Below are 26,076 nucleotides of genomic sequence, written 5' to 3' on the forward strand. Positions count from 1 at the left end.
CTCGCGTTTCTACCGCCGGTCGAGGTCCGCGAGGATCCGCGGCAGGGCCAGCTTCGGCACCCCGGCGTGGTCCACGCCGGCGCCGAGGTCGACGAGGGTGCTCCTGGCGTGGTGCCGTTCCAGCCGCTCGTCGCAGTACTCGGAGGTCTCGATCAGCGTGTCCCGGTCGCCGGTCGAGGAGTAGATCGTCACCGGGACCCGCGGCCGCCAGTCGCAGTAGCGGTCCGCCTCGTCCAGCTTCGCCCGCAGCACCCCGGTCGGGTGCTTCACGCGCGCCAGGTAGGACTCGGTGAACAGCTCGGCGACCGTGCGGGGCAGGTGGGGGAAGATGTCCTCGTTGCGGTGCTCGCCGTCGAAGAGCCGCACGATCGAGGGATCCCGGAAGGCCTCGGCCGGGTCGTCGTAGAGGTGGTGGACCCGGTTCCAGGCCACCGTCCAGTACGCCAGGTACGCGACGCTGTTGGCGATCTCGTCGTTCGCCCCCTTCGCCACGAGCAGGCTGGGCTTCATCGGCCCGGCGACCGGTGCCAGGCCACCGAGCCGCAACCGCTGGTCGGCGCCCCGCTGGAGCGCCTGGCCGAGTGCCATGGTGGCGTGACCGCCCTGGGAGTGACCGGTGACGAACACCCGGCGGTCGGGGCGGCGGCCCTGCTGCGCGGCGAGCTCCCCGGTCGCGCGCAACGCGTCCACCGACGCCGTGACGGTCGAGGGCGCGTCGACGTACGGGTGCGGGCCGGGACCGGCGCCCAGGCCCAGGTAGTCCGGTGCCGTGGTCAGGTGGCCGGCCGCGGCGAACAGCACGGCTGCCGCCCGGTCGTTGCCGTCCCTCACCGACGCGACCGAGCCGCGGTAGGCGGTGGTGCCGTGCAGCCAGGTGACCTGGCGCGGTGACCTGTCGTCGTTGCGCGGCACCACGACCAGCGAGCTGGCCGTGGTCGGCACACCGTGTGCGTCGACCGTGCGGTAGATGACCTGCTTCGCGTCCACTCCGAACCGGACGCGGGAAGCGTCCAGTCCCCAGTGGCGCAGGTACGTGCCCACCTGCTGAACGTCCATGGTGGACACCGGGTGGACGGCCACGACGGACCCGCGGGTCTGCTGGGAGGCCGAGGCCGTGGCCGGGACCAGTGCGGCGGCCGCGAGTGCGCACATCGCGGCCGCCGCGATCCGTGTCGATGTCATGACCCGACGATGTCGGCTCCGCCGGCCGGGCACAGTGGGGTGGGCCGCCGAGTCGAGGTGGGGTTCTCCCCAGCGCCCGAAGACCCAGTGCCCGAGGATCCAGTGCTCAGGCGCCCGGTGCCTTGGGACGGATGATGCACGTGAGGCGCGCCGTGCAGGTGCGGTTGCCCTCCTCGTCGGAGACGACGATCTCGTAGGTCGCGGTCGACCGGCCGAGGTGGATGGGCCGCGCCACGCCGGTGACCAGGCCTTCACGCGCCGCCCGGTGGTGGGTGCACGACAGCTCGAGTCCTAGCGCGACGGAGCCGAACGACGCGGCGTGCATCGTGGCACCGACGGAACCGAGCAGCTCGGCGAGCACCGCGTTCGCGCCGCCGTGCAGGAGGCCGAACGGCTGGCGGTTGCCCTTGACCGGCATCGTGCCGACCATCTCCTGGACATCCCATCGGGTGATTTCTATGCCCATGCGGGTGTGCAACTGCTCGTCTGCGTACTCGGTGGGCAGGTCGCCGGTCACGTGCGCTCCAGGGCTCAAGCGAAACTGTCAGACCCCCACCCTAGACTCGGGCTCGTGACTCACTCAGACGTGAAGCGGCTCCTGCTCATCGACGGTCACTCGATGGCCTACCGAGCGTTCTACGCCCTGCCCGCCGAGAACTTCGTGACGAAGACGGGCCAGGTCACGAACGCCGTGTACGGCTTCACGTCCATGTTGATCAACATCTTGCGCGACGAGCAGCCCACGCACGTCGCGGTGGCGTTCGACGTGTCCCGCAAGACGTTCCGCTCCGAGCAGTACCCCGAGTACAAGGCCGGTCGCTCCTCGACGCCGGACGAGTTCCGCAGCCAGGTCTCCCTGATCAAGGACGTGCTGGCCACGCTCAGCATCCCCACGATGGACAAGGAGAACTACGAGGCGGACGACATCATCGCGACCCTGACCACGCAGGCCGTGGCGCAGGGGATCGAGGTGGAGATCGTCACCGGCGACCGCGACGCGTTCCAGCTGGTCAACGACAAGGTCACGGTGTTGTACCCGGTCAAGGGCGTCTCCGAGATGGGCCGCTTCACGCCCGCCTACGTCGAGGAGAAGCACGGCGTGCGGCCCGACCAGTACGCGGACTACGCGGCGGTGCGCGGCGACTCGTCGGACAACCTGCCGAACACGCCCGGCGTGGGCCCGAAGACGATCATCAAGCTGCTCAACCAGTTCGGCGGGCTGAACGAGCTGGTCGACCGCATCGACGAGGTGCCGGGCAAGGTCGGCGAGGCGCTGCGCGGCAACCTGGCGAACATCATCATGAACCGCCAGCTCACGGAGCTGATCAAGGACGTCGAGCTGCCGTACACGATCGACGGCCTCGAGGTGCAGCAGTGGGACCGCGACGCGGTGCACCGCCTGTTCGACGAGCTGGAGTTCCGCGTCCTGCGCGACCGGCTGTTCCAGACGCTGACCACCGCGGAACCCGAGGCCGAGGAGGGCTTCGAGGTCTCCGGTGGAGCGATCCCCGCCGGCACGCTCGCGAAGTGGCTCGACGACAACGCGCGCAAGACGCGGGTCGGTGTCGCCCTGCGCATCACGACCGACCTGGACGGCGTCGCGCTGTGCACGGCCGACGGTGAGGGCGGCTACGTCGACGTCACGGAGCTGAACGAGGCCGACGAGCAGGCACTGGCCGCCTGGCTGTCCGACGAGAGCGTCGCCAAGGCGGGCCACGACCTGAAGCTGCCGCTGCGCCGCGTGCGCGCCCGCGGGTGGAAGCTGCGCGGCCTCACCTCGGACACGGCACTCGCCGCCTACCTGGTGCGTCCCGGCCAGCGTTCGTTCGCGCTCGACGACCTGGCGCTGCGCTACCTCAAGCGCGAGCTGCGGGCCGAGGAGTCCGGCGACGGCCAGCTGTCACTGCTCTCCGACGAGTCGGAGGAGGCGCAGAAGATCGCGACCGGTGCGATCCTGCGCGCGCGTGCCGTGGCCGAGCTCGCCGACCGCCTCGACGAGGAGCTGGTCACGATCGGCGGCGCCGACCTGCTCGCGAACCTCGAGCTGCCGCTGATGAACGTGCTGGACGACGTCGAGGCCATCGGCATCGCGATCGACGTCGAGCACCTGTCGGAGCTGGAGGCGCACTTCGCCGCCGGCGTGAAGCAGGCGGCGCAGGACGCGTACTCGGTGATCGGCAAGGAGATCAACCTCGGCAGCCCCAAGCAGCTGCAGACGGTCCTGTTCGACGAGCTGAAGATGCCGAAGACGAAGAAGACCAAGACCGGCTACACCACGGACGCCGACGCGCTGCAGAACCTGTTCGAGCAGACCGAGCACCCGTTCCTGCAGCACCTGCTGTCCCACCGCGACGTCACCCGCCTGAAGTCCACTGTGGACGGCCTGCTGAAGTCGGTGGCCGACGACGGCCGCATCCACACGACGTTCCACCAGACGATCGCCGCGACCGGCCGGCTGTCCTCGACGGACCCGAACCTGCAGAACATCCCGATCCGCACCGACGAGGGCCGCCGCATCCGCCAGGCGTTCGTCGTCGGCGAGGGCTACGCGGAGCTGATGACCGCGGACTACAGCCAGATCGAGATGCGGATCATGGCCACGCTGTCCGGCGACGAGGGCCTGATCGCGGCGTTCAACTCCGGCGAGGACCTGCACACCTACGTGGCGTCGCAGGCGTTCTCGATCCCCACCTCCGAGGTGACGGGCGAGATGCGCCGCCGCATCAAGGCCATGTCGTACGGCCTCGCCTACGGCCTGTCGGTGTTCGGCCTCTCGCAGCAGCTCCGCATCCCGACCGAGGAGGCGCGCGAGCAGATGGAGGCGTACTTCTCCCGCTTCGGCGGCGTGCGCGACTACCTCAACGAGATCGTGGAGAAGGCCCGCAAGGACGGCTACACCGAGACCGTCCTCGGCCGCCGCCGCTACCTGCCGGACCTCAACTCCGACAACCGCCAGCGCCGCGAGATGGCCGAACGCATGGCCCTCAACGCGCCGATCCAGGGCAGCGCCGCCGACATCATCAAGGTCGCGATGCTCGGCGTCTTCCGCGCCCTGGAGTCGTCCGGCCTGCGTTCCCGCATGCTGCTGCAGGTCCACGACGAACTGGTCCTGGAGATCGCCGACGGCGAGCGCGAGGCGGTCGAGGCCCTGGTCCGCGACCAGATGGGCAACGCCTACCAGCTGCAGGTCCCGCTGGAGGTCTCCGTGGGCGTCGGCCGCTCGTGGGACGACGCAGCGCACTAGTCACCGCGAGTTCCACCGGGCACTCTCCCCACTGGAACTTATAACGCACCGGGGGACTTGCCGCAAGACCCGGGGTTCCCCTCACAATTCGTGGCCTACCAGCGAATTGTGAGGGGAAATCCATCATGCGCTTTCTGGTGTCCACGATCGGTTCCCGCGGCGAGGCACAACCCGTGACCGCCCTGGCCGTGCGGCTGCGCGACCTCGGCAACGACGTCACCGTCGTCGCGCCTCCCGACTTCGCCGACCTGGTGACCGGCAACGGCATCCACTTCGTCCCGGTCGGCCCTGTGCTGCGTCGCGCCGCCGACGTCGATCCCTCGCAGCTCAAGGCATTGGCCGAACAGAGCGTGCGCGACCAGTTCGCGGTGTTGACCGCTGCCGCCGCCGGCGCCGACGTCCTGGTCGCAGGCGGCGCGTTGCAACACGCCACCCGTTCCGTCGCCGAAAGCATCGGCGCGCACTACGTGTACGCGAGCTTCTGCGCGAACACCTTGCCTTCACCTCACCACGCGCCACCCGCTTTGCTGGGCAACGTCTTCACCAACGGAACCCCACAGGAAAACCTCGCGCACTGGGAACAACAACGCTCCCTCTTCGATTTTTCCCGCGACACCGTGAACGCCGAACGCGCGAAACTCGACCTCCCACCCGTCGACGACATCCGCGACCACATCTTCAGCGACACCCCGTGGCTCGCCGCCGACCCACTCCTCAGCCCGTGGCCGGGCCCCGGCGACCTCGTCCACACCGGCGCCTGGCTGCTACCCGACTCCCGCCCACTCGCCCCCGACCTGCAAGCGTTCCTCGACAACGGCGAACCACCCCTCTACCTCGGCCTCGGCAGCATGTCCCGCACCACCCCGCACATCGTCACCGACGTAGTCCACGCCGCCCGTCTCCTCGGCAAACGCCTTGTCCTGCAACGAGGCTGGGCCGACCTCACCCCCGCCGACACCACCCCCGACCACATCACGATCGACGAGGTCAACCATCAGTCCCTGTTCCGCCGCGTCGCCGCCGTCATCCACCACGGCGGCGCCGGCACCACCACAACCGCCGCCGCGGCAGGCGTCCCCCAACTCGTCCTGCCCCACATGTACGACCAGTACTACTGGGCCGCCCAGGTCGAACGCCTCGACATCGGCCGCTCCGGCCCACCGACCCCGGACACCCTCGCCGAAACCCTGACCCTCTCCCCACAAGCCACCAAGATCAGCCCCCACATCCGCACCGACGGCGCCCACCGAGCCGCCACGCGCCTGATGGCGTTGTGATCCGGCAAACCACCACCCCCACCGCCGCCACCGTGCTATCCCAACAACATGAGGATCCTCGCCCTGGCCCTGCTCCTGCTCGCCACCGCCTGCACGACCCCAGAGCCCGGAACGCCGTCCAAGGACCCCTTCCTCTCCGGCCCGCTGACCTTCCGCAAGGTCGAGGGCGAAGCCGTCCCGACCGCCCAGTCACCCACCAGCTACCCGGTCCCCCAACACGACGCCGACAACCCGGCCGTCACCGAAGCCAAAGCCGTCCGCCAACCCACCGACCCCGCCGCCCGCAAACACCTCCTCGAAACCTTCGACTGCACCGCCCGCGACCCCCTCCTCGGCCACGACGACAGAAACCTCCCCCTCGTCACCTGCGACGCCGGCGAGTTCCGCTACGACCTGGGCCCGGTCTTCCTCGACGGCGACCGCATCATGAAAGCCACCGCCAACCCCGACCCCAACAGCACCGGCCACCACACCGTCACCATCGAGTTCGACCCACAAGGCGCCAAAACCTTCGGCGACTTCACCGCCGCCAACATCGGCAGCCGCATCGCCATCCTCGTCAACGGCCGCGTGCTCAGCGCCCCCACCATCCAGTCCGCAATCCCAGGCGGCGTCGTCAACATCGCCGGCCGCCTCACCAAGGACCAAGCCGACCAACTCGCCGCGCAACTCAACGGCAGCTGACCGGCGCAGCCTGCGGTCGAAGGGTCGTCTGCAGCGCACGCTCGTGTTGGTGCGCGGGGAAGATCGATCCTCCGGCCGCCTTGGTGGTCCCCACGGGGTCGCCGGGGCAGCGGCCGCGATCGACGACGTTTTGACCGTGGCCCGAGGCAATTCGAGCGGGCGGGCGCGCGGAAACGTTGCAGCACAGGGGTCTATCTCACCTTTGTGTCGCCGCTGAGCGTCGCACAAGGCACTCCGGCGGCTCGGTCTGCCGTCCAGAGACCAAGCGACTCACGTCTCCGCAACTCGCGTCGCTGCTGTGCCCTGCCCGCGCACCGTCTCCTGCGGATGCAACGTCCCTGCCGTGAGGCTTCGCGGCGTGATGACTCCGCGGCGGCGGATGCGGCGGATTTTGAGGCGCGGGGCTTCGCGCCGGGGGCTGGGCGTGGGATTTCGCGGCGTGGAACCCAGCGGCGGGACCCGGCAGCGTGGAATCAGCGGCACGGCCCTGCGGCGGGGGCCCAGCGGCGAAAGCCTGGCGCGACGGATTTGCAGCGGGACAGGGGCCGCAAGATTTTCCAACGCTGGCCTCGACGGGTCGACAGTCACCACCGAGCCGAAGCCGCGAGCATCGGCGCTCGCCGTCGGCGCCGTGCTGGAGCCAAGCCCCAGATGAGCTGATCGAGCCATCTGCTCAGGAGGCGGCAGGCAAGGCGATGTCCGGGCGGGTCTGCGGATTGTGCGGGGCCCTGGACTGTGCACGCCGCGGACTGCAGTGCCCCTGTTTCGGGCCGGACCGAGCCCTCGATGCGGGAGGGCGGGTGGGCCGCAAACTCCGCGGCCGGGATGGGTGGGCCGCAAACCCCGCGCGCGGGCGTCGCGCGCAGCGCCTGCGTTTCGCCCAAACCGCTCGCCTCACCTGGGCCGTCGACCGTGTGGGGTGAGCCGGCGGGGGTCGGACGGTCGTGATCACCTCGCAATCGATGGCCGCCGCGCCGCGTTCCTTCTTCTTTTGCGGACGGCAACGGGGTTGACGTCGGGACATGGAGGAGACGAGGGCAGGTCTGGATCAGGACAGGGTTCACCCGATAGGGGGGACGAGGGGCGAATCGGTCGCCGCGGCGCACGGCGAGCCGGTCGCCAGGACGAGGCGGTCGCCGGGACGAGGCGGTTGACCAGGCTCAGCAGCGGACCGCGCGAAACGCACCAGGCGAGGCAGCCGACCTGGGTGAGCCGACAGACCGCCGGGGAGCACCCGACGGCCTGGCAGCACCCGACGGCCGCGAAACGGTCGACAGAAGGCGGTCAACCGGCAAGAGGCGGCCAACAAGAACCAAGCAACCCACCAGAGCGCCGCGATTCGAGTGACCCCGGCACCCCGACCTGAACCACCCCAGCGAAGACATACGTGTGTGAGGGTGTCCGCGCATAAGGGGTGACCCACTCATGTCGTACCAGGTCGGGCTCGACATCGGATCCGCAGCCACCACCGTCTCCATCGCCCGTGGCGCCACCACCACCCACCCACGCAAGCACGCCGGCGTGGCAGCCGAAGTCGCCGAAGTGCTCGACGAGCTGACGGCCCGATACGGCGAGCCACCGAGCCGGGTGGCCATGACGCATCGGTTGGGCTGGGACCACCACGTGCTGGAGGACCTGCGCGGTGAGCTCATCAGACATGGACGGCCGGACATCTTGTTCGTGCCGGAGCCGCATGCGGCGGTGAAGGCCTATGACGAGGTGGCGCGGCTGCCGGAGTGCAGCACGGTGGTGGTGTGCGACTTCGGGGCCAGTCGGTGCGATGTGACGGTGTTGTGCAAGCAAGGGGTGTTCATGGTGGCCGGGCGGCCGGAGACGGTGGACATCGGTGGGCGGGACATCGATGAGTTCGTGGCTGAGCACGTGGCGGCGCGGACGGGGTGTCTCACTGCTGAGCTCAAGCGGAGCTGTGCGGAGGCCAAGGAGTTGCTCGGGTCGTATCCCGAGGTGCGGGTGCCGGTGGTGGTGCCGGATGCGCCGCTCGCCGAGGTGCGGTTGAGCCGCTTGGAGTTCGAGGCGATCATCCGGCCCGCGGTGGGTCTGGTGGTCGATGCGGTGGAGCGGGTGAGGCACCGGCCGGACCTGATCCTCTTGGTAGGTGGGTCGGCGCGGATTCCGTTGGTGGCGAGGGAGATCGCGGAACGGTTGGGGATTCCGGCGATCAAGGCGCCGGACGGGGCGACGGCCAGGGGTGCGGCGCACGAGGCGATGCAGCTCGAGCCGGAGCCGGTGGAGGTGCCGGCGGTGTGGGTGCCTGAGCGGCGGGAAGAAGAGCGGGCGAAGAAGAGGGTTGGCGTTACGCCGTTTGTTGCCGTCGGGTTGATGGCGGTGGCGGGTGCGTTTGTGGCGCACGAGGTCATGGAGCCGGAGGCGCCGCGGGTGGTGGTGGAGAGCGTGCAGCTGCCGCCGCCCGGTACGGCGGCGTTGCCGGTGCTGCAGCCATAAAGGACGCTGATCCCGCCCATTTCCTCTGGCGAAGACGCTGGTTTAACCGCCGTTGACACCGACCGAACAAAACCAGCAGGCTATCGGAGCGTCACATTCGGAGCCGATTTCAGTGGGGGATTTTTTCGGCTGCAAACGACCGACCGGGGAGACGGAATTGTCCATCGTCACTTCACTGGATTCGTCCATCGAGGAGCACGTTCACCGCGAGGTGGACAACGAGCAGCTGTGGGTTTCGCGCAAGTCGTTCTACGAAACTGGCTTCGCGCTCGTGTCGTACCTTCTGCCGGACGACGTGAAAGCCATGGTCTCGGCTGAGGTGAACGAGCTGCTGGCTGAGCAGTCCATCCGACGGGATCTGCACCTCGCGGAGACCAGCAACAGCCCGCGGTACATGCGCAACGTCACGGCTGCCGACATCCGCGCCCACGCCGGTGCGACCGTCGACCTCTACCGCAGCCCCGCCTTCATCAGGGCGCTGAGCAACGTTGCAGGTGAGCAGGTTCTCGAGTGCCCGTACGAGCCGGAGCACTACGTCATCACGCACCTCGAACGGCCTGGTGACACGCACGGCTGGCACTGGGACGACTACAGCTTCGGCGTCATCTTCGTGGTCGACTGCCCGGACGTCGAGTACGGCGGGTTCGTCCAGACGGTGCCGAACACGTCGTGGGACAAGACGAACCCGCAGGTGTTCAAGCAGCTGGTGAACAACCCGATCTATTCGTACGAGCTGAAGCCCGGCGACATCTACCTGCTGCGCACCGACACCACGTTGCACCGCGTGCACCCCGTTGAGGAAGGCGCCAAGCGCACGATCATCAACATGGCTTACGCGGCCGAACGGGATCTGAGCAAGGAAATCTCGCACGAAACCATGGAAGACCTTTTCCGCGTCTGATTGCCAAGAGGAGCGTCGTGGTCAACAAAGTGGTTCTTGCCTATTCCGGCGGTTTGGACACCTCGGTCATCCTGGCGTGGTTGAAGGAGACCTACGAGTGCGAGGTGGTCGCTTTCATCGCGGACCTCGGCCAGGGTGAGGAGCTGGACCGGGCGAGGGACAAGGCGTACGCGATCGGTGCGGCGGAGGTGTTCGTCGAGGACCTGCGGGAGGAGTTCGCGCGCGACTACGTCTTCCCGATGCTGCGGGCCAACGCCGTCTACGAGGACGGTTACCTGCTCGGCTCGGCGATCGGGCGGCCGTTGATCGCGGCCAAGCAGATCGAGATCGCGAAGACCGTCGGTGCGGACGCCGTGGCGCACGGTGCCACCGGCAAGGGCAACGACCAGGTGCGGTTCGAGCTCGCGTACCAGACGCTCAACCCGGACATCAAGATCATCACGCCCTGGCGCGAGTGGGATCTCAACACCCGGTCGCAGCTGCTCAAGTACGCCGCCGACCACGGCATCCAGATCGACAGCACCGGTGCCGCCGACCGTCCCTACTCGGTCGACCAGAACCTCATGAACACCACGTACGAGGGTGAGGTGCTGGAGGACCCCGGCGCGTTGCCGCCGCTCGGCGTGTTCTTCCGGGTGCGCGACCTCGCGGAGGCGCCCGACGAGCCGGAACGCGTCACGATCACGTTCGAGGGCGGCGACCCGGTGGCGGTCGACGGCGTGCCGCTGAGCGCGACCGACACGTTCGGCAAGCTCAACGAGCTCGCCACCAAGCACGCGGTCGGCCGGGTCGACATGGTCGAGAACCGGATCATCGGCATCAAGACGCGTGGCGTGTACGAGACGCCCGGCGGTACGGTCCTGCTGACCGCGCGGCGCGCGCTGGAGGCGTTGACGATCGACGGCGAGGTGGCGTTGCTCAAGGAGGAGCTGATGCCGCGGTACGCCAGGCTCGTCTACCGCGGCCTGTGGTTCGCCCCCGAGCGGGAGATGCTGCAGGCGGCGATCGACCACAGCCAGCAGAACGTGTCCGGTGACGTGGAGGTGGCGCTGTACAAGGGGAACGTGAGCGTGCTGCGACGCACCTCGCCGTTCTCCAAGCACAGCCGCAAGCGCGTGTCGTTCGAGGCCGGCGTCGGTGCGGCGGCCTACGAGCGGCACCACCCGGAGGGCTTCATCCGGATGAACGCGCTGCGCTTCGCGTCGGTGGCCGCGGCGGCGTCCGACCCAGCGCCTGAGGGAGTTTCATGAGGATCGTCTTCTTCGGCTACGGCGAGCTCGGCGCGGTGGTGCTGAGCTCGCTCGTCGAGCACCACGACGTGGTGCTGGTGCTCACGCACCGCACCGAGTTCACCGGACTCGGCGAACCCCACGTGGCCGAACTGGTCGAGGAGCACGCGCTGCCGTGCGTGATCTCGGCGAACGGGCGCGAGCCGGAGATCCTCGGCCGGTTGCAGGAGCTGCAGGCGGACGTCATCGTCTCCACGAACTGGCGCACGCGGCTGCCCGGCGAGCTGCTGACCACGTCCCGGCTGGGCGCGTTGAACGTGCACGACGCGCTGCTGCCGAAGTTCTCCGGGTTCGGCGCGATCAACTGGGCGGTCCGGCAGCACGAGAGCGAAACCGGCGTCACCGTGCACCTGATGGAACCCGAGCTCGACACGGGACCCGTCGTGGTGCAGAAGGTCGTGCCGATCGGTGACCACGACACGGCGACCGAGATCTACGAGCAGGTGACCGCCCAGTACGTGCCGGCGACGCTGGAGGCGCTGGACAAGCTGGCCGCCGGTGACCGGGGCACGCCCCAGGACGCGGCGAAGCGCACGTTCTGGCACCGGATCACCGAGGACGACACCAGGATCGACTGGTCGAGGAGCACCAGGGAGATCTACGACCTGGTGCGCGGCCAGTCCGACCCGTACGTGAACGCCTGGACGACGCTCGACGGCCGCAAGGTCGCGGTCAAGAAGGCCGCGCCGCCGTCGATGGGCTTCTGCGGCACGCCCGGCAAGGTCGTGCGGCAGGCGGACGGCGGTGTCGCGGTCGTGACGGGCACCGAGGGGATCGTCCTGCTGGAGGTCCAGGTCGACGGCGAACAAGCACGTCCGGCCACCGAGGTGTTCAAGAAGATGGGCGCCCGGCTCACCTGATCGTGGCGATGCGGGAGGATGCGGTGCGTGCGTACCGCATCCTTCACGCCGATCAAGACGGCGATCCCCAGCCCCGGCTACGTCCAGGCCGCCAGCGTGCCCGGCGGCAGCAAGCTGTTGTTCGTGAGCGGTCAGATCCCCGCCGACGCCGACGGCAACGTGCCCGACGACTTCGAGGCGCAGTGCCGCCAGGCGTGGGCGAACGTGTTCGCCACCCTCGAGGCCGCCGGCATGGACCGCACGAACATCGTCAAGGCGACGACGTTCCTGGCCGACCGCGAGTACCGCGGCGTCAACTCCCGTGTGCGCCGCGAGCTGCTCGGCGACCACGAGCCGGCGGTCACCGTGATCGCCTGCGACATCTACGAGGAGGAATGGCTGGTGGAGATCGAGGTCGTGGCCGCGGCTACCGAGTGAGCGACCGGATCTCCGCGAGCGTCCTGTCGATCTCCTGCGGTGTGTTCACGATCGCGGTGCCGACGCGCGCGTAGGGGATCCGGTAGGGCGCGGTGGTGATCTGGATCCGCTTCTGCGCCAGCAGGGCGACGAGCCCCTCACCGGTCTGCCCGGCGACGTCGAAGCACACCAGGCCCGCGGACAGCCCTGGGTCGCGCGGTGTGTGGACGGCGACGCCGGGCAGGCCGGCCAGCCCGTCCTTGAACCGCGTCGCCAGCTCGGTGATGCGGCTCGCGACGCGGCTCCGGCCGAGTCGCTGGTGGAACTCGACGGCGGCTTTCACCGCGTAGAAGTGCTCGAACGCGTGGAAGCCGCCCGGCCCGGGCAACGCTGTGTCACCGCGGCCGCCCAGGCTCGGCAGCAGCGGCACGATCTGGTCGCCCACCTGCGGGTTCACCCACACCATGCCGGTGCCGCGCGGCCCGAACAACCACTTGTGCGTGCCCGCGACGAACACGTCCGCGCCCGTCTTCGCCGGGTCGTCGTCGACGGCGGCCAACCCGTGCACGCCGTCGACGACGAGCAGGCAGCGGTCCTCCTGCGTGCGTCCCCTGTTCGCCTCGGCGACCACCCTGGCGCACGCCCGCACCGGCATCCGCAGCCCCGTGCTCGACTGCACCCAGGTGATGCCGACGGCGCGGGTCTGCGGCGTGATCGCGTTGCGGAGCCTGGTCGCGATCTCGTCCTCGGTGGCCCGCGCCGGGCTCTCGAACAACGTGCCCACCCGCGTGCGCGCACCGGCTCGTCGCGCTGCCAGCTCCGCGGCCTGCCGGTGCCACGGGTGGTCCTGGTCGCTGAGCAGCAGCTCCTGGTCGGCGCGGAGCTTGAGGCCGCCGTAGACGATCGACAGCCCGACAGTGGTGTTGGGGACGAACGCGATGTCGTCCGCGTTGCCACCCGTGTACTGCCCGAGCGCTTCGGCGACCTTCTGCGCTTCGCCGGTCATCAGGTCGTGCGAGTTCGCGTCGAGCTTGCGCTTGAACGACTCGACCGCGTCCCGCACCTCGCGCGGGTTCGAGGCCAGGTAGAACTGGCCGAGGTTCACCAGCTCCGGGTCCAGCCGGAACTCACGCCGCACGGCGCCCCAGTCCAGGTCCTGCGCGGCCGAGGCGGCGACGACCGGCGTGACGGCGAGCAGCCCGGTACCCATGAGGAAGTCACGACGCTCCACGCCTGTCATCGAACCTCGTCAGCGGGCTCTTTGTCTTGTCCGGCGCGAACGGAACACCAGTGCTGAGCGCTTTGGCGCCAATCGCGCAGAGCTCGCCGAGCATGCTCACGCCGATCGACAGCTGCGTCGGCGCGTGCCCACCGACCAGGAAACCGAGCCCGGCGCTCACGCCCAACGACGTCACCCACACAAGCAACGTCCATGGCGTGTACCGCTGCCACAGGTGCCCGTCGCGTTCGTAGAGCTTGGTCGTCATGCCCCTGAGCACGCCGAACGCGAACCCCGCCGCGAGCGGGACGAGGTAGATCGCGTGGAAGTCGGTCGTCGCCCGGATGCCGAAGAACAGCAGGAACGCCGGTGGGGCGAGGAGGTCTCGCGCGGTGAGCGGTTCGCCGAGGAACCTGCGGATGAGCACGTACAGCACACCTGCCGCTATCAGCACGTATGTCATTGCTTCCCCCATTAAGTAGCATGACCCTGCTACTTAAACTAGCAGGGTCATGCTACAAAGAGGAGGTGTCTCCGCGAGTCGTCGATCCCGTCGCCCGCCGTCAGCACGTCGCCGAGGCGGTCTTCCGCGTGGTGGTGCGGGACGGCGTCGAACAGGCGTCACTGCGGAACGTCGCGGTGGAGGCCGGGCTCGCGATCGGGTCGATCCGCCACTACTTCGACAGCCACGACGCGATGATCATCTTCGCCGTCGAGGCGCTGGTGGACTCGATCGGCGCACGCGTGCTGGCGCACGTAGAGGCGTTGTCGGCGGGGGAGGGCCGGCCGGCGGTGCGGGTGTTGTCGGAGGTGCTGCCGCTGGACGGGCGCCGGCGCGACGAAGCCGTGCTGTGGCTGGCGTTCGCGACGGCGGCGCGGACCCGGCCGGGGCTGTTGCCGCACGCCGAGCGGCTCTACGACGGGGTGCGGTTCATCTGCGACAAGGTGGTGCGGCGGATGGTGGCGGAGGGGACGGCGGCTGCGGACCTCGACGTGCAGCTGGAGGTGGAGCGGCTGGCGTCGCTGCTCGACGGGCTCACCGTGGACGGGGTGCTGCACCCGGACCGGATGACGCCGGAGCTGACGGTGTCGGTGCTGGAGAGGCATCTGGGCTCGCTGCGGTGACCCACCGCGCCGAAACGCCTCGAACCGGCACCTGAGTAGGGCATTCTCAGGAACGCACGCACGTGCTCATCTACTGGGGGATGGGGGTGTGGGCGTGAAAGCGCTCGTACTGGGGCCGGTCGAGGTGTGGGTCGGCGGCAGACAGGTGAACCTCGGCGGGCCGAAACCGAGGACCCTGCTCGCGGCACTTCTGCTGCAGCCGCGGCAGGTCGTGCCGGTGGAACGGTTGATCGACCTCATCTGGGATGACCAGCCGCCGCAGACCGCGGGCGCGTTGGTGCACACCTACGTGTCGTCGTTGCGCAGAGCGCTCGACAAGGCGCTCATCACCAGGGCGCCGGGGTACGTGCTGGACGTCGACAGCGACGTGGAGATGTTCAGCCGGCACGTGTCCACGGCGCGGCAGGCGGAGCGGGCGGGGGACCAGAGCACGGCGGCCGCGCACTACCAGCAGGCGTTGGGGTTGTGGCGGGGGCCGGCGTTGCACGGGGTGGAGGCGCAGTTCGCGAGGGGGCACGCGCTCGCGCTGGAGGAGCAACGGCTCAGCGTCGAAGAGGGGCTCGGGCGGTGTGAGCTGCAGCAGGGCAGGGCGCACGACGCGATCAGCCGGCTCACGGCGTTGGCCAATGCGCACCCGGCGCGCGAGGAGACGCGTGAGTTGTTGATGCGGGCATACCACCGTGCGGGGCGCACGGCGGATGCGTTGACCGTGTACCGCGAGGCGCGCGAGTACCTGTTGGACGAGCTGGGCATCGAGCCGGGCGAGAAGCTCAAAGAGCTGCAGACGGCGATCCTCAACGGCACGACCGAGGACACGCTCACGAAGACCGTGCCGCCGCCGGTGCTGGTCAGGCCGCAGGTCGTGCCACACCACCTGCCGCCCGACATCAGCGACTTCACCGGCCGCCAGGAGGCGCTCAAGCAGGTCATCGGCCTGTGCGAGGCGCCGGAGGACGGCACGGCGACGCCGACGGTGGTGATCTCGGGGTTCGGCGGGGCCGGCAAGTCGGCGCTGGCCGTGCACGCGGCACACCTGCTGCGCAAGGCCTATCCCGACGGGCAGCTGTTCGCGGACCTCCGCGGTGCGGGCAGGGACCTCGAACCGCAGGAGGTGCTCGGGCGGTTCCTCGGGCTGCTCGGCGTCCCCGGCAACGACCAGCCGGCCGCGCCGGACGAGCGGGTCGAGCTGTACCGGCGCACGGTCGCCGACCGCAGGCTGGTGGTGGTGCTCGACAACGCCCGCAGCGAGGCGCAGGTCAGACCGCTCCTGCCCGGCAACGCGAACTGCTTCGTCATCATCACCAGCCGCAGCAGGCTCACCGGGCTGGAGGGCGCGGAACCGATCGAGCTCGGGTTCCTCAGCGAGGACGTCGCAGCCGAGATGCTCAGCCGGATCGTCGGCTCCGACCGCGTCGGCGGCGAACCCGAGGCGGCGCACCAGATCGCGACGCTGTGCGGCGGGGTGCCGCTGGCGCTGCGGGCGGCGGGCGCGAAACTGCTCGCCCGGCCGCACTGGCCGTTGCGGACGCTCGCCAAGCGCCTGTCCGACGAACGGCGCCGGCTCGACGAGCTGGAGACGGGCGACCTGGCCATCCGCTCGTCGCTGCGGCTCAACTACGCCGAGCTCGACGTGCCGCACCGCAGGGCCTTCCACCTGCTGTCGCTGCTCGACCTGCCGGACTTCGGGGCGTGGGTCGCGGCGCCGTTGCTGGACATCTCGCCCTACGACGCCGAAGACGTCGTCGAGCACCTCGTCGACCTGCGGCTGGTGGACGTCGCCGGGGTCGACCAGATCGGTCGCGTGCGCTACCGGTTCCACGACCTGGTGCAGCTCTTCGGCGCCGAGCAGGCGCAGGAGGAGCCCGCCGAGGAGATCACCGGGGCCGTCACGCGCATGCTCGCGACGTGGCTCGCGCTCGTGGAGACCGGTGTGCGGGACCTGCCGCGGGTGATGCTGGGCGTGCGGCCGCAGCTCGCCGCGCCGTTCGAGGTGGACCGGCGGCTCGCCGAGGACGTCGAGGAGGACCCGAACGGCTGGCTGCAGTCGGAGACGGGCGCGGTGGTGCGGGCCGTCGAACGCGCGCACGACCTCGGCGTCGACGAGCTGACCACGACCGTGATCACGTCGCTGCTGTCGTCCCCCTTCGCCGCCCGCAACGACTTCGGCAACTGGCAGCGCACCCACGAGGTCGCGCTGTCCTCCGCCCGCGACCGCGGCAACCGCAAGGCGGAGGCGGTGCTGCTGGCCGGGCTCGGGCAGCTGCGCTACCAGCAGGACGACTTCGCCAGGGCGTTGCGGGACTTCCGGCAGGCGGCCGGGATCGCGCGCGACATCGGCGACACCGAGACGCTCGCCGTGGCCTACGTCGGCATGGGCACGGTCCACCGCGACCTCGCCGAGTTCGCACCGGCCCGTGAGCTGCTCGACCAGGCCATCGCGGTGGGGGACCGGGGAGTCGTCGCCGCCGCGAGCTACGGCGTCGCGGCGATCCTGCGCGACCACGGGGACGTCACCGAGGCGATCGCGGCCTTCGAACGCTGCGTCGAGCTGTACCGCTCGCTCGCCGACCGGCGCGGCGAAGCGCTGGCGTTGCGGGGGTTGAGCGTCTGCCACCGCGCGACGGGGGCGTTCGCGCCGGCCGTCGAGCTGAGCCGGGACGCGGAACGGATCCTGCGCGAGGCGGGCGACGAGCTCGGGACCACCTACGCGGTCCAGTCCCTCGCGAAGGCGTCACTGCGGGCGGGCGACCTCACCGGCGTGGAGGACCTGCTGGCCGGGTGCATCGAGGTCTGCACCCGCCAGCACGACCGGTTCGGCCTGGCGCTGATGACGCGAACCCTCGGCGAGGCCGTGCTCGCCCAGGGCCGGGACGACGAGGCCGCGGCCCTGCTGGAGGACGCGCTCGACCAGTGGACCACGCTCGGGCTGCCGATCTGGCAGGCCCGCACGATGCGCGACCTCGCGGTGGCGACCGGGGACGAGGAGATCTGGGCCCAGGCCAAGGCGCTGTTCACCGACCTGCGTGCGCGGGAGGCGGGGGAGCTGGAGGGGGTGAGCGCCAGGCAGTGGCGCTCAACCCATCTGACCACTTAGGACAGCCGCGGGGCGTCCACGGCCCAGTACCAGTTGTTGCCGGCGTCGAAGAGACGCCACGACACCTTGACGCTGCGGGCGCCCGGCGGGACGGCCACGTCCAGCGTGATCTGCTGGGCGATGCCGTTCGCGTCGTGGGTGCGCACGACCTGGGCCGGCCCGCCGTCGAACGACACGGCGACCGTGCCGCGCTGCGTGCCCTCCTGCAGGTAGTGCGACCCGTACTCGATCCGCGCGCTGGACCTGCCCGTCACGTCGTACGCGGGCGAGGTCATCGTCGAGTCGAACCTGCCGCTCGCCGACGGCGACCCCTTGTCGTCCCACTCGTCCGGGTCCGCGACCGCGAACACGCCACGCGCGCGCACGTTCGCCTCACGCGACTGCGACGGCGCGGTGCGGGTCCAGAAGTCGTCGGTCGTGAACGACCAGCCCTGCCACTCCGCGACACCCTGCGGCATCGACGACGCCGTGGTCACCGTCCACCCGGCCGGGCCCTGGTGCGTCCAGCCCAGCACCGACGACGGCACGCCGGTCTCGTCCTGGCGCGGCTTCAGCGGCACAGAGTCGAACGCGTCCACCGGCGCGCTGCCGAGCGCGTACCCGTCGAGCGCCGCGGACACGCCGAGGTGCCGCAACGCCGTCGCCGCCACGTCCACCAGCTTCGGCGCCACGGCCGGGCGCGCGGCACCCGTGGAGATCACGAACGTCATCCGCTCCTCCGGCGAGTCACCGCCGTGGCCACCCGCAGCCGTGTGGCCGTGGTCGGTGGTCATCATGATCAGCCAGTCCTCGTTCGCGTACGTGGGTCGCGACTCGACGGCCTTGACCAGCCGGCCGATCTGCGCGTCGTTGGTGCGCATCGCGGCGGCGTACTGGGAGGAGTCGGCACCGTGGTCGTGCCCGGCGATGTCGATCTGCCCGAGGTAGACGAACGAGGCGTCCGCGGCGTTCGAGCGCAGGTGCTGCTCGGCGTCGGCGGTGATCTTCTCGTCCGACCCGGTGTAGCCGGCGGTGTCGCCGTCCAGCACGTACTTGCGGTCCTGGCCGGAGCGCAGGACGCGGTCGCTGATCGGCTTCCAGTCCACCGCCGCGTACGTCGACAGCGCGGGCTTCGCGGTGTTGGCCCGCTCCAGCCAGCTCGGGTGGGACGCGAGCGCGTTGCCGGTGAAGGAGTTGTCCTTCACCTTGTGCTTGTCCGGCCACACCCCGGTCAGGACCGTCGACCAGCCGGGGCCGCTGGAGGTCGCGGCCATGCCCGACCCGTACAGGGAGCTGCGGGCGCCGTAGCCGCGGTTGAGCAGCGCGTGGATGTTCGGCGTGTCGGCGGCGAGGAGCTTGTCGTAGCGAGCGCCGTCGAGCCCGATCACCAGCACCTTGGGCGTCTTCGCCGGCGCCGCGACGGCGGCGGGCGCGAGCAGGAACAGCGGCAGGAGTAACGCAAGAGCAGCTCTTGTCATGACAAGAACACTCGCTGGCTGAAACCGTCTTCAGCAATGGAGCGGACCGGATGTTCACCTGGGCTTCGACGGTTGTCAGTACAAGTTCACGCGCGCGCCGTCACGTGCACGTCCCGCGCGGTCAGCTCGGCACCGCAGTCCGTGCACTCGACCTTCGCCCGCACTCCGCCGCCGCAGTCGCGGTGCTCGAGCGTGAACGACTCGTCCTCCTGCTCGGTCGACATCCACTTCTCGCCCCACGTGCGCAGCGCCATCAGCACCGGGTAGAGGTCCTTGCCCTTCTCGGTGAGGCGGTACTCGTGCCGGGTGCGGCCCTCGTGCTGGTACGGCACGCGCTTGAGCACGCCCTCGTCCAGCAACATGCTCAGCCGGTCGGTCAGCACGCTGCGGGAGATCTCCATCGTCGACTGGAAGTCCTCGAACCGGCGCGTGCCCAGGAAGATCTGGCGGAGCAGCAACAACGTCCAGCGCTCGCCGAGCAGCGCGGCGGGGCGGCCCAGGGTGCAGGGCAGACTGGCGAAGCTCGCGTACGACATGACCCCAGGATATCCCTTGCGTTCGATTTTCGAACTCAGCTACAGTTCGGATTCCGAACTCAGGGGGTCTGATGCGTGTGACCGAGCTCGACCGGGAAACAGCGCCCGCGGCTGTCGACGCGGTGTTCGAAGGCCTGTCCGCGCGCAGCCGCTACCAGCGCTTCCACTCGCCGACCCCACGCCTCACCGCGTCCGCGCGCCGGGTGCTGGCGGACGTCGACGGCGTCCGGCACGCGGCCGTGTGCGCCCGCGTCGGCGGTGACCCGATCGGCATCGCCCGCGTGATCCGCACCGGTGAGTGCGGCGCCGAGATCGCCGTCGCCGTCGTCGACCGCTGGCAACGCCGCGGTGTCGGCAAGCGGTTGCTCGAGGCGCTGACCGAGGTGGCGGCCCGGCTGGGGGTCGCGGAGCTGCACGGCGACGTGCTGCCGGACAACCACGCCATGCTCGCCCTGGTCCGCAAGGTGCTGCCGGGGGTGCGGCTGACCGGTCAGGACGACACGATCCAGCTCAGCTACCCGCTCGCCTGGGCCATCGCCGAGATCACCGACGCCGACCTTATAGGGAGTTTGCAGGGCATTTAAAGGTCGGTCACCGACCATCGCCGCGTGACCACCGCACGCACCGCCGGCCGCCTGATCGGCCGTGCCGAGATCGTGGAACGCGCGTGCACCTGGCTGCGTGACTCGGTGCCCTACGGCCAGGCGAAGTTCCACGCCAACGAACACGGCATCTACCGCGCCGACTGCTCCGGGTTCGTCTCCATGGCCTGGGGCCTCCCCGGCAAACCGGAGGACCGCCACGGCGGCCTCGACACCCCCGGTCTGGCCGGCGTCAGCACCCCGATCCGGCGCGAGGAGCTGCGCGCGGGCGACATCGTCATCCGCACCGACGGCACCAACCTGACCCGGCACGTCGTGATCTTCGCGGCCTGGGCGGAGGAACAGGGGCGGTACTGGTCCTACGAGCAGGCCGGCGGGTACCGGACCCGGCTGCGGGTGATCGAGTACCCGTACGACAGCGCGGCCGAGCTGTACGTTCCGCGGCGGTACGCGAGCGTGCTCGACCAGCACCCGTGACCAGCCTGGGCGCCGTGCGGGGACGAGGACCTCAAGGGCAGTTCGGTCGCCCATCGGGGCTGAGTTCACCGGCCGTTCGTCCGCCGGGCGACTCAGGCCGTTCGACCGGACCAAAACTTCACATCAGCTTGCTACGGTGACCGGCATGAGATCGTGGGGGATGTTGGCGGTCGCCGCGGCGGCCATCACGTTCGGCTCGACGCTGGCGATGCCCGACGTCGCGGTGGCGGCTGCCGAGGGTGGCGCGAACTGCGGTACGTACGCGGCGAACTCGAAGATCACGCGCAGCGAGGTCCTCGCCAGGTCGCGGACGTGGATCAGCGCGCGGGTGCCCTACAGCCAGAGCGACTGCTTCGGCAACAAGTACGGCGCCTACCGCACCGACTGCTCCGGCTACGTGTCGATGGCGTGGGGCCTGCGCATCTCCTACACGACCCACATCCTCGAACAGGTCGCGCACCGCATCGACTGGGAGGACCTGCGTCCCGGCGACGCGTTGAACGACCGCCTCAACCACGTGGCGCTGTTCATCGGCTGGGCGGACGCGGCCAAGACCCGGCCCATCGTGCGCGAGCAGGCCGGTCCCGACGGCTCCCGGCCCGTGCAGCGGGTGTGGAGCGCCGCGACCGCCAGCCGGTACGTGCCGCTGCGCTACAACGGCCTGGTCGAGTCCGGTGGCAGCACCGTCACCAGCGACACCCCGGTGACCGACGCGCCGGTCGTGAGCAGCGGGCCGCAGATCTCCAACACCGCCGCGCAGTCGCTCGAGGTCTTCGCGCGCGCCGCGGACGGCACGGTCATCACGAACTTCCACAAGACGAGCCGCTGGGCGGGCTGGCAGCAGCTCGGTCCCGAGCTCTTCGCCGGCGACCCGGTCGCGCTGCTCAACCCGGCCACCAAGATCGTCGAGCTCTACGCGCGCGGCACCGACGGCCGCGTCCACCACCGCGCCGACGGCAAGTGGCTCGCGCTCGGCGACACCGCCGTGGCCGGCAACCCGACGCTGCGCTGGAACGACAGGGACAAGGCCGTCGAGGTGCTCGCCCGCGGCACCGACGGCTCGCTGCTGCGGTTCGCCGCCGGCCAGTGGGCCCCGCTGGGCGACCGCAAGATCGCCGGCAACCCCGCCGTGCTCGACAAGGACGTCTACGCCCGCAGCGACGACGACAAGCTCGTCAAGTGGGACGGCGAGAAGTGGCAGGACCAGGGCGACACCAAGATCGTCAGCGACCCGAGCGTCGCCGTCGACCAGGTCTTCGTCCGCAGCGCCGCCGGCAGCGTCGAGCAGTACGCCGCAGGGGTCTGGAAGACCCTCGGCGGCAAGGGCACCGGCACCCCGGCGGCGGTCTACAACACGACCACCGGCTCGATCGACGTGCTGCAGCTCGGCGCCGAGGGCGTGGTCGAGCACTCCCGCGCCACCGACGGCGGCTGGACCGCGTGGGCCAAGCTCGGCACCACCGAGGTGTCCGAGGCGCCGACCGCGATGTACCACGCGCAGACCAAGACGATCGAGGTCTTCGCCCGCACCGACGACGGCAAGCCGATCCGCCGCTTCTACAAGGAGAAGGCGGGCTGGAGCCAGTGGGCGCTGCTGGGCGACCGCACGGTCAGCTGACCTGAACCGACGAGAACGGGGGCCGCGGCGTTGTGCCGCGGCCCCCGTTTCGCGTTGTCAGCTCAGCACTGGATGACGATGTCCCTCATCGCGGCCTCACCCTTGGGCAGGTCCTCGTTGAGCGCGGCCTCGGTCAGCGACTTCGCGGCGGTCCGGCACTTCGCCGAGGCGGCCGCGTCGGCCTCCGCCTTCTTCTGCGCGTCGACGGCCCGCACGGCGTCGTCCTTGCTGTTCTCCGCCTTCCTGGTCAGGTCCGCGATCTCCCGGTCCTTGCTCTCGACCTGCTTCGACAGGCCGGCCGACCGGTCCTTCTCCAGGAAGAACAGCACGCCGAACGCCGCTCCGGCGCCGAACAGCAGCACGACGAACAACGACAGCACCACGATGCCGGTCTTCTTCGGCTTCGGCGGCGCGACCGGAGCCATCGGCGCCGACACGGGCTGCTGCGGTGCGAACGACGGCGTGTAGACGTCGAACTCCACCGGCGGGTCCGGCTGGACCGCGGGCTGTGGCTGTGGCTGCGGTTCGTGCACAGGGTTGGTCATGGTTTCCCCCAAAAGATTTGCCCCCTTGCGCCTATCATCGCCGCGCCGTCAACGCCGTTACGTGAGCCGCAGCACAGCCGACGTGCGGTTAGGGTGTGGAAAGCGCTTACCCGGGAGGTCCTGATGGCTCGCAGGCGGTACGCCGTGGTCGGCACGGGAGCACGGGCCGGGCGGCACGTCCACGCCATCGCCGTCGAGCACGCGGAGACCTGCGAGCTCGTGGCGTTCGCCGACGTCAACCGCACGCGAATGGCCGCGCACAACGACCGGCTCACCGAGTGGGGTGTGGAACCGGTCCCCGTCTACGCCGCCGAGGACTTCCTCGTGATGCTGGAGGAGCAACGGGTCGACGTCGTCGTCGTGACCACTGTCGACCGCTACCACGACACCTACATCGTCGAGGCGCTGGACGCGGGCCGTGACGTCGTGACGGAGAAGCCGATGACGACGGATGTGCCGTCGGCGCGCAAGATCTTGGACGCGGTGCACCGCAACGACGGCAACGTGACGGTCACGTTCAACTACCGCTACAACCCGATCCACGAAAAGGTGCGCGCGCTGCTCGCCGACGGAGCTGTCGGTGAGATCGGGTCCGTGCACTTCGAGTGGCTGCTCGACACCCGGCACGGCGCCGACTACTTCCGCCGCTGGCACCGCGACAAGGCCAACTCCGGCGGTCTGATGGTGCACAAGGCCACGCACCACTTCGACCTGCTCAACTGGTGGGTCGGCAGCGTGCCGGAGACCGTGTACGCGCACGGGCGGTTGTTCTTCTACGGCAACGAGAACGGCCAACGCCACGGGTACGCGGACGACGAGCGGTTCGCGTTCGACCTGAAGAAGGACGACTGGCTCAAGAAGCTCTACCTCGACGCACGGCACGAGGACGGCTATCGGCGCGACCAGAACCCGTTCGAGCCAGGGGTGTCCATTGAGGACGACATGTCCGTGCTCGTCCGCTACGCCAGCGGCGCCGACCTGACGTACCACCTCACGGCCTACTCGCCGTGGGAGGGCTACCGGCTGATGGTCAACGGCAGCAGGGGCCGGTTGGAGCTGGAGGTAGTGGAGAACGCGTGGGTGTCGAGTCAGCACCCGGCGGTGCATGGCGTGCGGGCCAACCCGGAGGAGGGCTGGGCGAAGCTGTCCGTGCAGCGGTTGTTCGAACGGCGCGAGGACATCCCGCTGGACTTCGACCGGGACGGCCACGGCGGTGCCGACCAGCGCATGGTCGACGCGCTGTACGGGCCGCCGGGCCAGAAAGACCCGTTGGGACGCAGGGCAACGCACTACGACGGCACGCTGTCGCTGCTGACCGGGTTCGCCGCGAACCGCAGCTTCGAGACCGGGACACCGGTCAGAGTCGCCGACGTGATCGACCTGCGCTGAGCGGATCCGGTGCCTGGTTGCTGTCACAACCATGTCTTGCTTGGCGCGGCGCATTGAAATTCCACGCAGCTCGGCCGATGCTGAAGTTCGCGTCGATGGTCGCCGTGTGCTGGTGCAAGCCCTCCGAGAAGGGTGTGAGCGAATGCGTGTTGCGCTGGTAGGGGCCCGCGGGCATGGGGCGCGGCACGTGGCGAACCTCCTCCGGCTCGGCCACGACGGGACCGCGACGTTCGTGGGCGTGGTGGACGTGGCCGACGTCGACGTGCCGGTGCCGGCCTACCCGGACCTGCCGGCGCTGGCGGCCGAGGTGCACCCGGAGGTCGTGGTGATCTCCTCGCCGCCCGCGACGCACCGCGAGCTCGCGCTGAGCGCGTTCGAGCTCGGCTGTGACGTGCTGGTGGAGAAGCCGGCGCTGCTGAGCGTCGCCGACTTCGACGAGATCTCCGCCGCGGCGGCCGGGCGCGGGCTGGTGTGCCAGGTCGGGTTCCAGTCGCAGGGCACCGGGACGTACCGGCGGCTGTGCTCGTTGATCGGCTCCGGCGCGCTGGGGGAGATCGCGGGCATCGGCGCGGCCGGGCGGTGGGTGCGGACCGACTCCTACTACGAGCGGGCCGAGTGGGCCGGGCGGCAGGGCGAGGACGGGTGCCTGGTCAACCCGTTCGCGCACGCGTTGCAGAACGCGTTGCTGCTGGCGGACGTCGAGGAACGGACCGACATCACCGTCGAGCTGGAGCTGTTCCGGTGCCGCGACACGATCACCGCCGACGACACGGCGTGCGTGCGCGTGACATCGGACGGTGCGCCGCCCGTGGTGGTGGCGACGACGTTGTGCGCGCAGACATCGTTGCCACCGGTCGTGCTCGTGCACGGATCGCTGGGTCAGGCCGTGTGGTGGTACGACGACGACAGCCTGATGGTCAACGACCACAAGATGGCCGTCCCTCCGCCCGTGGACCTGTTGGAGAACCTCATTCGGCACCGTCAGACCGGGGAACCGCTCGTGGCGCCATTGGCCGCGGCGCGCGCGTTCACCGCCGTGGTGGAGGCGTGCGGCAAGGCCGACGTGCCGGTCCTGCCCGCCCGCCGCGACGCCGACCGCGTGGTGCTCGACGGAATCGACGAGGTGGTGGTGCGCGCCGCCGAGAAGATCGCTACCTTCGCGGAACTCGGTTGCGGTTTCGGAAGGTAGCCCGTGGACACCTACATCGACCTCAGGGACGTCCGGCTGACCGGATTCGTGAGCCAGGGCCTGATCGCCCTGGTCGCCGCGGAGTCGGTGTGGGGCACCGTGAACGACTGGTCCGGCGGTTCGTCGACGTGGAGCTTCCTCGCGCAGGTGTTCTACCTGCCCGCGGCCGTGGCGTTCGTGCTGTGGTTCCGCAACGCCACCCACAACGCCGAGGCCATCGCGCTGCACGGCGTCCGCATGATCAACGACGTGTGGCGGGCGAGCGACCCGTCGCAGCGGTCGAAGCCGTTCAAGGAACGCACGGTGAGCCCGTTGATCAAGCCGTGGCAGTACGCGTTCCTCGCGATGGTGCTCACCGACCTGCTGGAGACGCTGCTGCTCGACACCGGGGCGTACGTGGTGTTCTCGACGCTGTCCACGGTGAGCGCGGTGGTGGCGGCGGGGCTCGCGTGCTTCCTGATCTGGCGGATCTCGTGGATGCAGCAGCAGTTCGCGGTGCCGAGGGCCAAACGCCGCTGAGCGGTGCCCT

Annotated in this window: 23 protein-coding genes; 16 read left to right on the forward strand and 7 right to left on the reverse strand. The window is 69.8% G+C overall.

What is annotated here, in order from left to right:
• Positions 1–9: 9 nt before the first annotated feature.
• A complete protein-coding gene (locus BBK82_RS23905) occupies positions 10–1,182 on the reverse strand; it encodes an alpha/beta hydrolase family protein (RefSeq protein ID WP_065916998.1) in 1,173 nt (390 codons plus the stop codon).
• Positions 1,183–1,288: 106 nt separating this feature from the next.
• Positions 1,289–1,648: a hotdog fold thioesterase gene (locus BBK82_RS23910; RefSeq protein WP_083268859.1), complete on the reverse strand. Its 360-nt coding sequence runs from the start codon at positions 1,646–1,648 to the stop codon at positions 1,289–1,291.
• Between the two features lie 153 nt (positions 1,649–1,801).
• Here BBK82_RS23910 and polA point away from each other — a divergent pair, with 153 nt between their 5' ends.
• From polA to BBK82_RS23950, 8 genes are all read left to right on the forward strand, one after another.
• Positions 1,802–4,426, forward strand: a complete 2,625-nt coding sequence (gene polA / locus BBK82_RS23915) for a DNA polymerase I (protein WP_237048419.1) — start codon at positions 1,802–1,804, stop codon at positions 4,424–4,426.
• 125 nt (positions 4,427–4,551) lie between these two features.
• A complete protein-coding gene (locus BBK82_RS23920; protein ID WP_065917000.1) occupies positions 4,552–5,703 on the forward strand; it encodes a glycosyltransferase in 1,152 nt (383 codons plus the stop codon).
• A gap of 48 nt (positions 5,704–5,751) precedes the next feature.
• On the forward strand, positions 5,752–6,387 hold the full coding sequence (locus BBK82_RS23925) for a SecDF P1 head subdomain-containing protein (RefSeq protein WP_065917001.1): 636 nt from the start codon (positions 5,752–5,754) through the stop codon (positions 6,385–6,387).
• A gap of 1,425 nt (positions 6,388–7,812) precedes the next feature.
• Positions 7,813–8,850 (forward strand): Hsp70 family protein, encoded by a 1,038-nt coding sequence (locus BBK82_RS23930; RefSeq protein WP_065917002.1) that lies wholly within the window; start codon positions 7,813–7,815, stop codon positions 8,848–8,850.
• A gap of 157 nt (positions 8,851–9,007) precedes the next feature.
• Complete coding sequence (locus tag BBK82_RS23935) at positions 9,008–9,751, forward strand: HalD/BesD family halogenase (RefSeq protein ID WP_065917003.1); 744 nt, start codon at positions 9,008–9,010, stop codon at positions 9,749–9,751.
• Positions 9,752–9,768: 17 nt separating this feature from the next.
• Positions 9,769–11,001 (forward strand): argininosuccinate synthase, encoded by a 1,233-nt coding sequence (locus BBK82_RS23940; RefSeq protein WP_065917004.1) that lies wholly within the window; start codon positions 9,769–9,771, stop codon positions 10,999–11,001.
• Complete coding sequence (locus BBK82_RS23945) at positions 10,998–11,900, forward strand: methionyl-tRNA formyltransferase (RefSeq protein WP_065917005.1); 903 nt, start codon at positions 10,998–11,000, stop codon at positions 11,898–11,900. Before BBK82_RS23940 ends, BBK82_RS23945 begins: the two co-directional genes overlap by 4 nt.
• A 27-nt stretch (positions 11,901–11,927) precedes the next feature.
• On the forward strand, positions 11,928–12,317 hold the full coding sequence (locus BBK82_RS23950) for a RidA family protein (protein WP_218920652.1): 390 nt from the start codon (positions 11,928–11,930) through the stop codon (positions 12,315–12,317).
• Here the strand turns inward: BBK82_RS23950 and BBK82_RS23955 are convergent.
• Both BBK82_RS23955 and BBK82_RS23960 read right to left on the reverse strand, forming a co-directional pair.
• Positions 12,307–13,536 carry an aminotransferase class V-fold PLP-dependent enzyme gene (locus tag BBK82_RS23955; protein WP_065917007.1) on the reverse strand — a complete coding sequence of 410 codons (1,230 nt, stop codon included), beginning with the start codon at positions 13,534–13,536 and terminating at the stop codon, positions 12,307–12,309. The genes BBK82_RS23950 and BBK82_RS23955 overlap by 11 nt on opposite strands.
• Entirely contained in the window at positions 13,514–13,978 is a 465-nt protein-coding gene (locus BBK82_RS23960; RefSeq protein ID WP_083268114.1) for a hypothetical protein, read from the reverse strand. Before BBK82_RS23960 ends, BBK82_RS23955 begins: the two co-directional genes overlap by 23 nt.
• A 65-nt stretch (positions 13,979–14,043) precedes the next feature.
• Between BBK82_RS23960 and BBK82_RS23965 the strand changes: the two genes are divergently transcribed.
• Positions 14,044–14,640 carry a TetR/AcrR family transcriptional regulator gene (locus tag BBK82_RS23965; RefSeq protein ID WP_237048340.1) on the forward strand — a complete coding sequence of 199 codons (597 nt, stop codon included), beginning with the start codon at positions 14,044–14,046 and terminating at the stop codon, positions 14,638–14,640.
• Positions 14,641–14,734: 94 nt separating this feature from the next.
• Positions 14,735–17,734, forward strand: a complete 3,000-nt coding sequence (locus BBK82_RS23970; RefSeq protein ID WP_065921308.1) for an AfsR/SARP family transcriptional regulator — start codon at positions 14,735–14,737, stop codon at positions 17,732–17,734.
• Here BBK82_RS23970 and BBK82_RS23975 read toward each other — a convergent pair.
• Positions 17,731–19,191 carry an alkaline phosphatase family protein gene (locus tag BBK82_RS23975; protein ID WP_065917010.1) on the reverse strand — a complete coding sequence of 487 codons (1,461 nt, stop codon included), beginning with the start codon at positions 19,189–19,191 and terminating at the stop codon, positions 17,731–17,733. The two genes, BBK82_RS23970 and BBK82_RS23975, sit on opposite strands and share 4 nt — an antisense overlap.
• An 86-nt stretch (positions 19,192–19,277) precedes the next feature.
• Positions 19,278–19,727, reverse strand: a complete 450-nt coding sequence (locus BBK82_RS23980) for a winged helix-turn-helix transcriptional regulator (protein ID WP_065917011.1) — start codon at positions 19,725–19,727, stop codon at positions 19,278–19,280.
• Positions 19,728–19,798: 71 nt separating this feature from the next.
• Here BBK82_RS23980 and BBK82_RS23985 point away from each other — a divergent pair, with 71 nt between their 5' ends.
• The 3 genes from BBK82_RS23985 (at position 19,799) to BBK82_RS23995 (ending at position 22,424) form a co-directional block, all read left to right on the forward strand.
• Complete coding sequence (locus BBK82_RS23985; protein ID WP_065917012.1) at positions 19,799–20,311, forward strand: GNAT family N-acetyltransferase; 513 nt, start codon at positions 19,799–19,801, stop codon at positions 20,309–20,311.
• Positions 20,312–20,335: 24 nt separating this feature from the next.
• Positions 20,336–20,806: an NlpC/P60 family protein gene (locus tag BBK82_RS23990; RefSeq protein ID WP_065917013.1), complete on the forward strand. Its 471-nt coding sequence runs from the start codon at positions 20,336–20,338 to the stop codon at positions 20,804–20,806.
• Positions 20,807–20,951: 145 nt separating this feature from the next.
• Complete coding sequence (locus tag BBK82_RS23995; protein ID WP_154697458.1) at positions 20,952–22,424, forward strand: DUF8189 domain-containing protein; 1,473 nt, start codon at positions 20,952–20,954, stop codon at positions 22,422–22,424.
• Positions 22,425–22,486: 62 nt separating this feature from the next.
• On the opposite strand, the gene BBK82_RS24000 is transcribed toward BBK82_RS23995, so the two are convergent.
• On the reverse strand, positions 22,487–22,969 hold the full coding sequence (locus tag BBK82_RS24000) for a hypothetical protein (protein WP_065917015.1): 483 nt from the start codon (positions 22,967–22,969) through the stop codon (positions 22,487–22,489).
• A 123-nt stretch (positions 22,970–23,092) separates the two neighbouring features.
• On the opposite strand from BBK82_RS24000, the gene BBK82_RS24005 reads away from it, so the two are divergent.
• The 3 genes from BBK82_RS24005 (at position 23,093) to BBK82_RS24015 (ending at position 26,066) form a co-directional block, all read left to right on the forward strand.
• On the forward strand, positions 23,093–24,358 hold the full coding sequence (locus tag BBK82_RS24005) for a Gfo/Idh/MocA family protein (protein WP_065917016.1): 1,266 nt from the start codon (positions 23,093–23,095) through the stop codon (positions 24,356–24,358).
• Between the two features lie 187 nt (positions 24,359–24,545).
• Positions 24,546–25,547, forward strand: a complete 1,002-nt coding sequence (locus tag BBK82_RS24010; RefSeq protein ID WP_237048341.1) for a Gfo/Idh/MocA family protein — start codon at positions 24,546–24,548, stop codon at positions 25,545–25,547.
• 3 nt (positions 25,548–25,550) lie between these two features.
• Positions 25,551–26,066 (forward strand): hypothetical protein, encoded by a 516-nt coding sequence (locus BBK82_RS24015; RefSeq protein WP_065917018.1) that lies wholly within the window; start codon positions 25,551–25,553, stop codon positions 26,064–26,066.
• Positions 26,067–26,076: the final 10 nt, after the last annotated feature.

The organism is Lentzea guizhouensis (assembly GCF_001701025.1).
GTDB lineage: Bacteria > Actinomycetota > Actinomycetes > Mycobacteriales > Pseudonocardiaceae > Lentzea > Lentzea guizhouensis.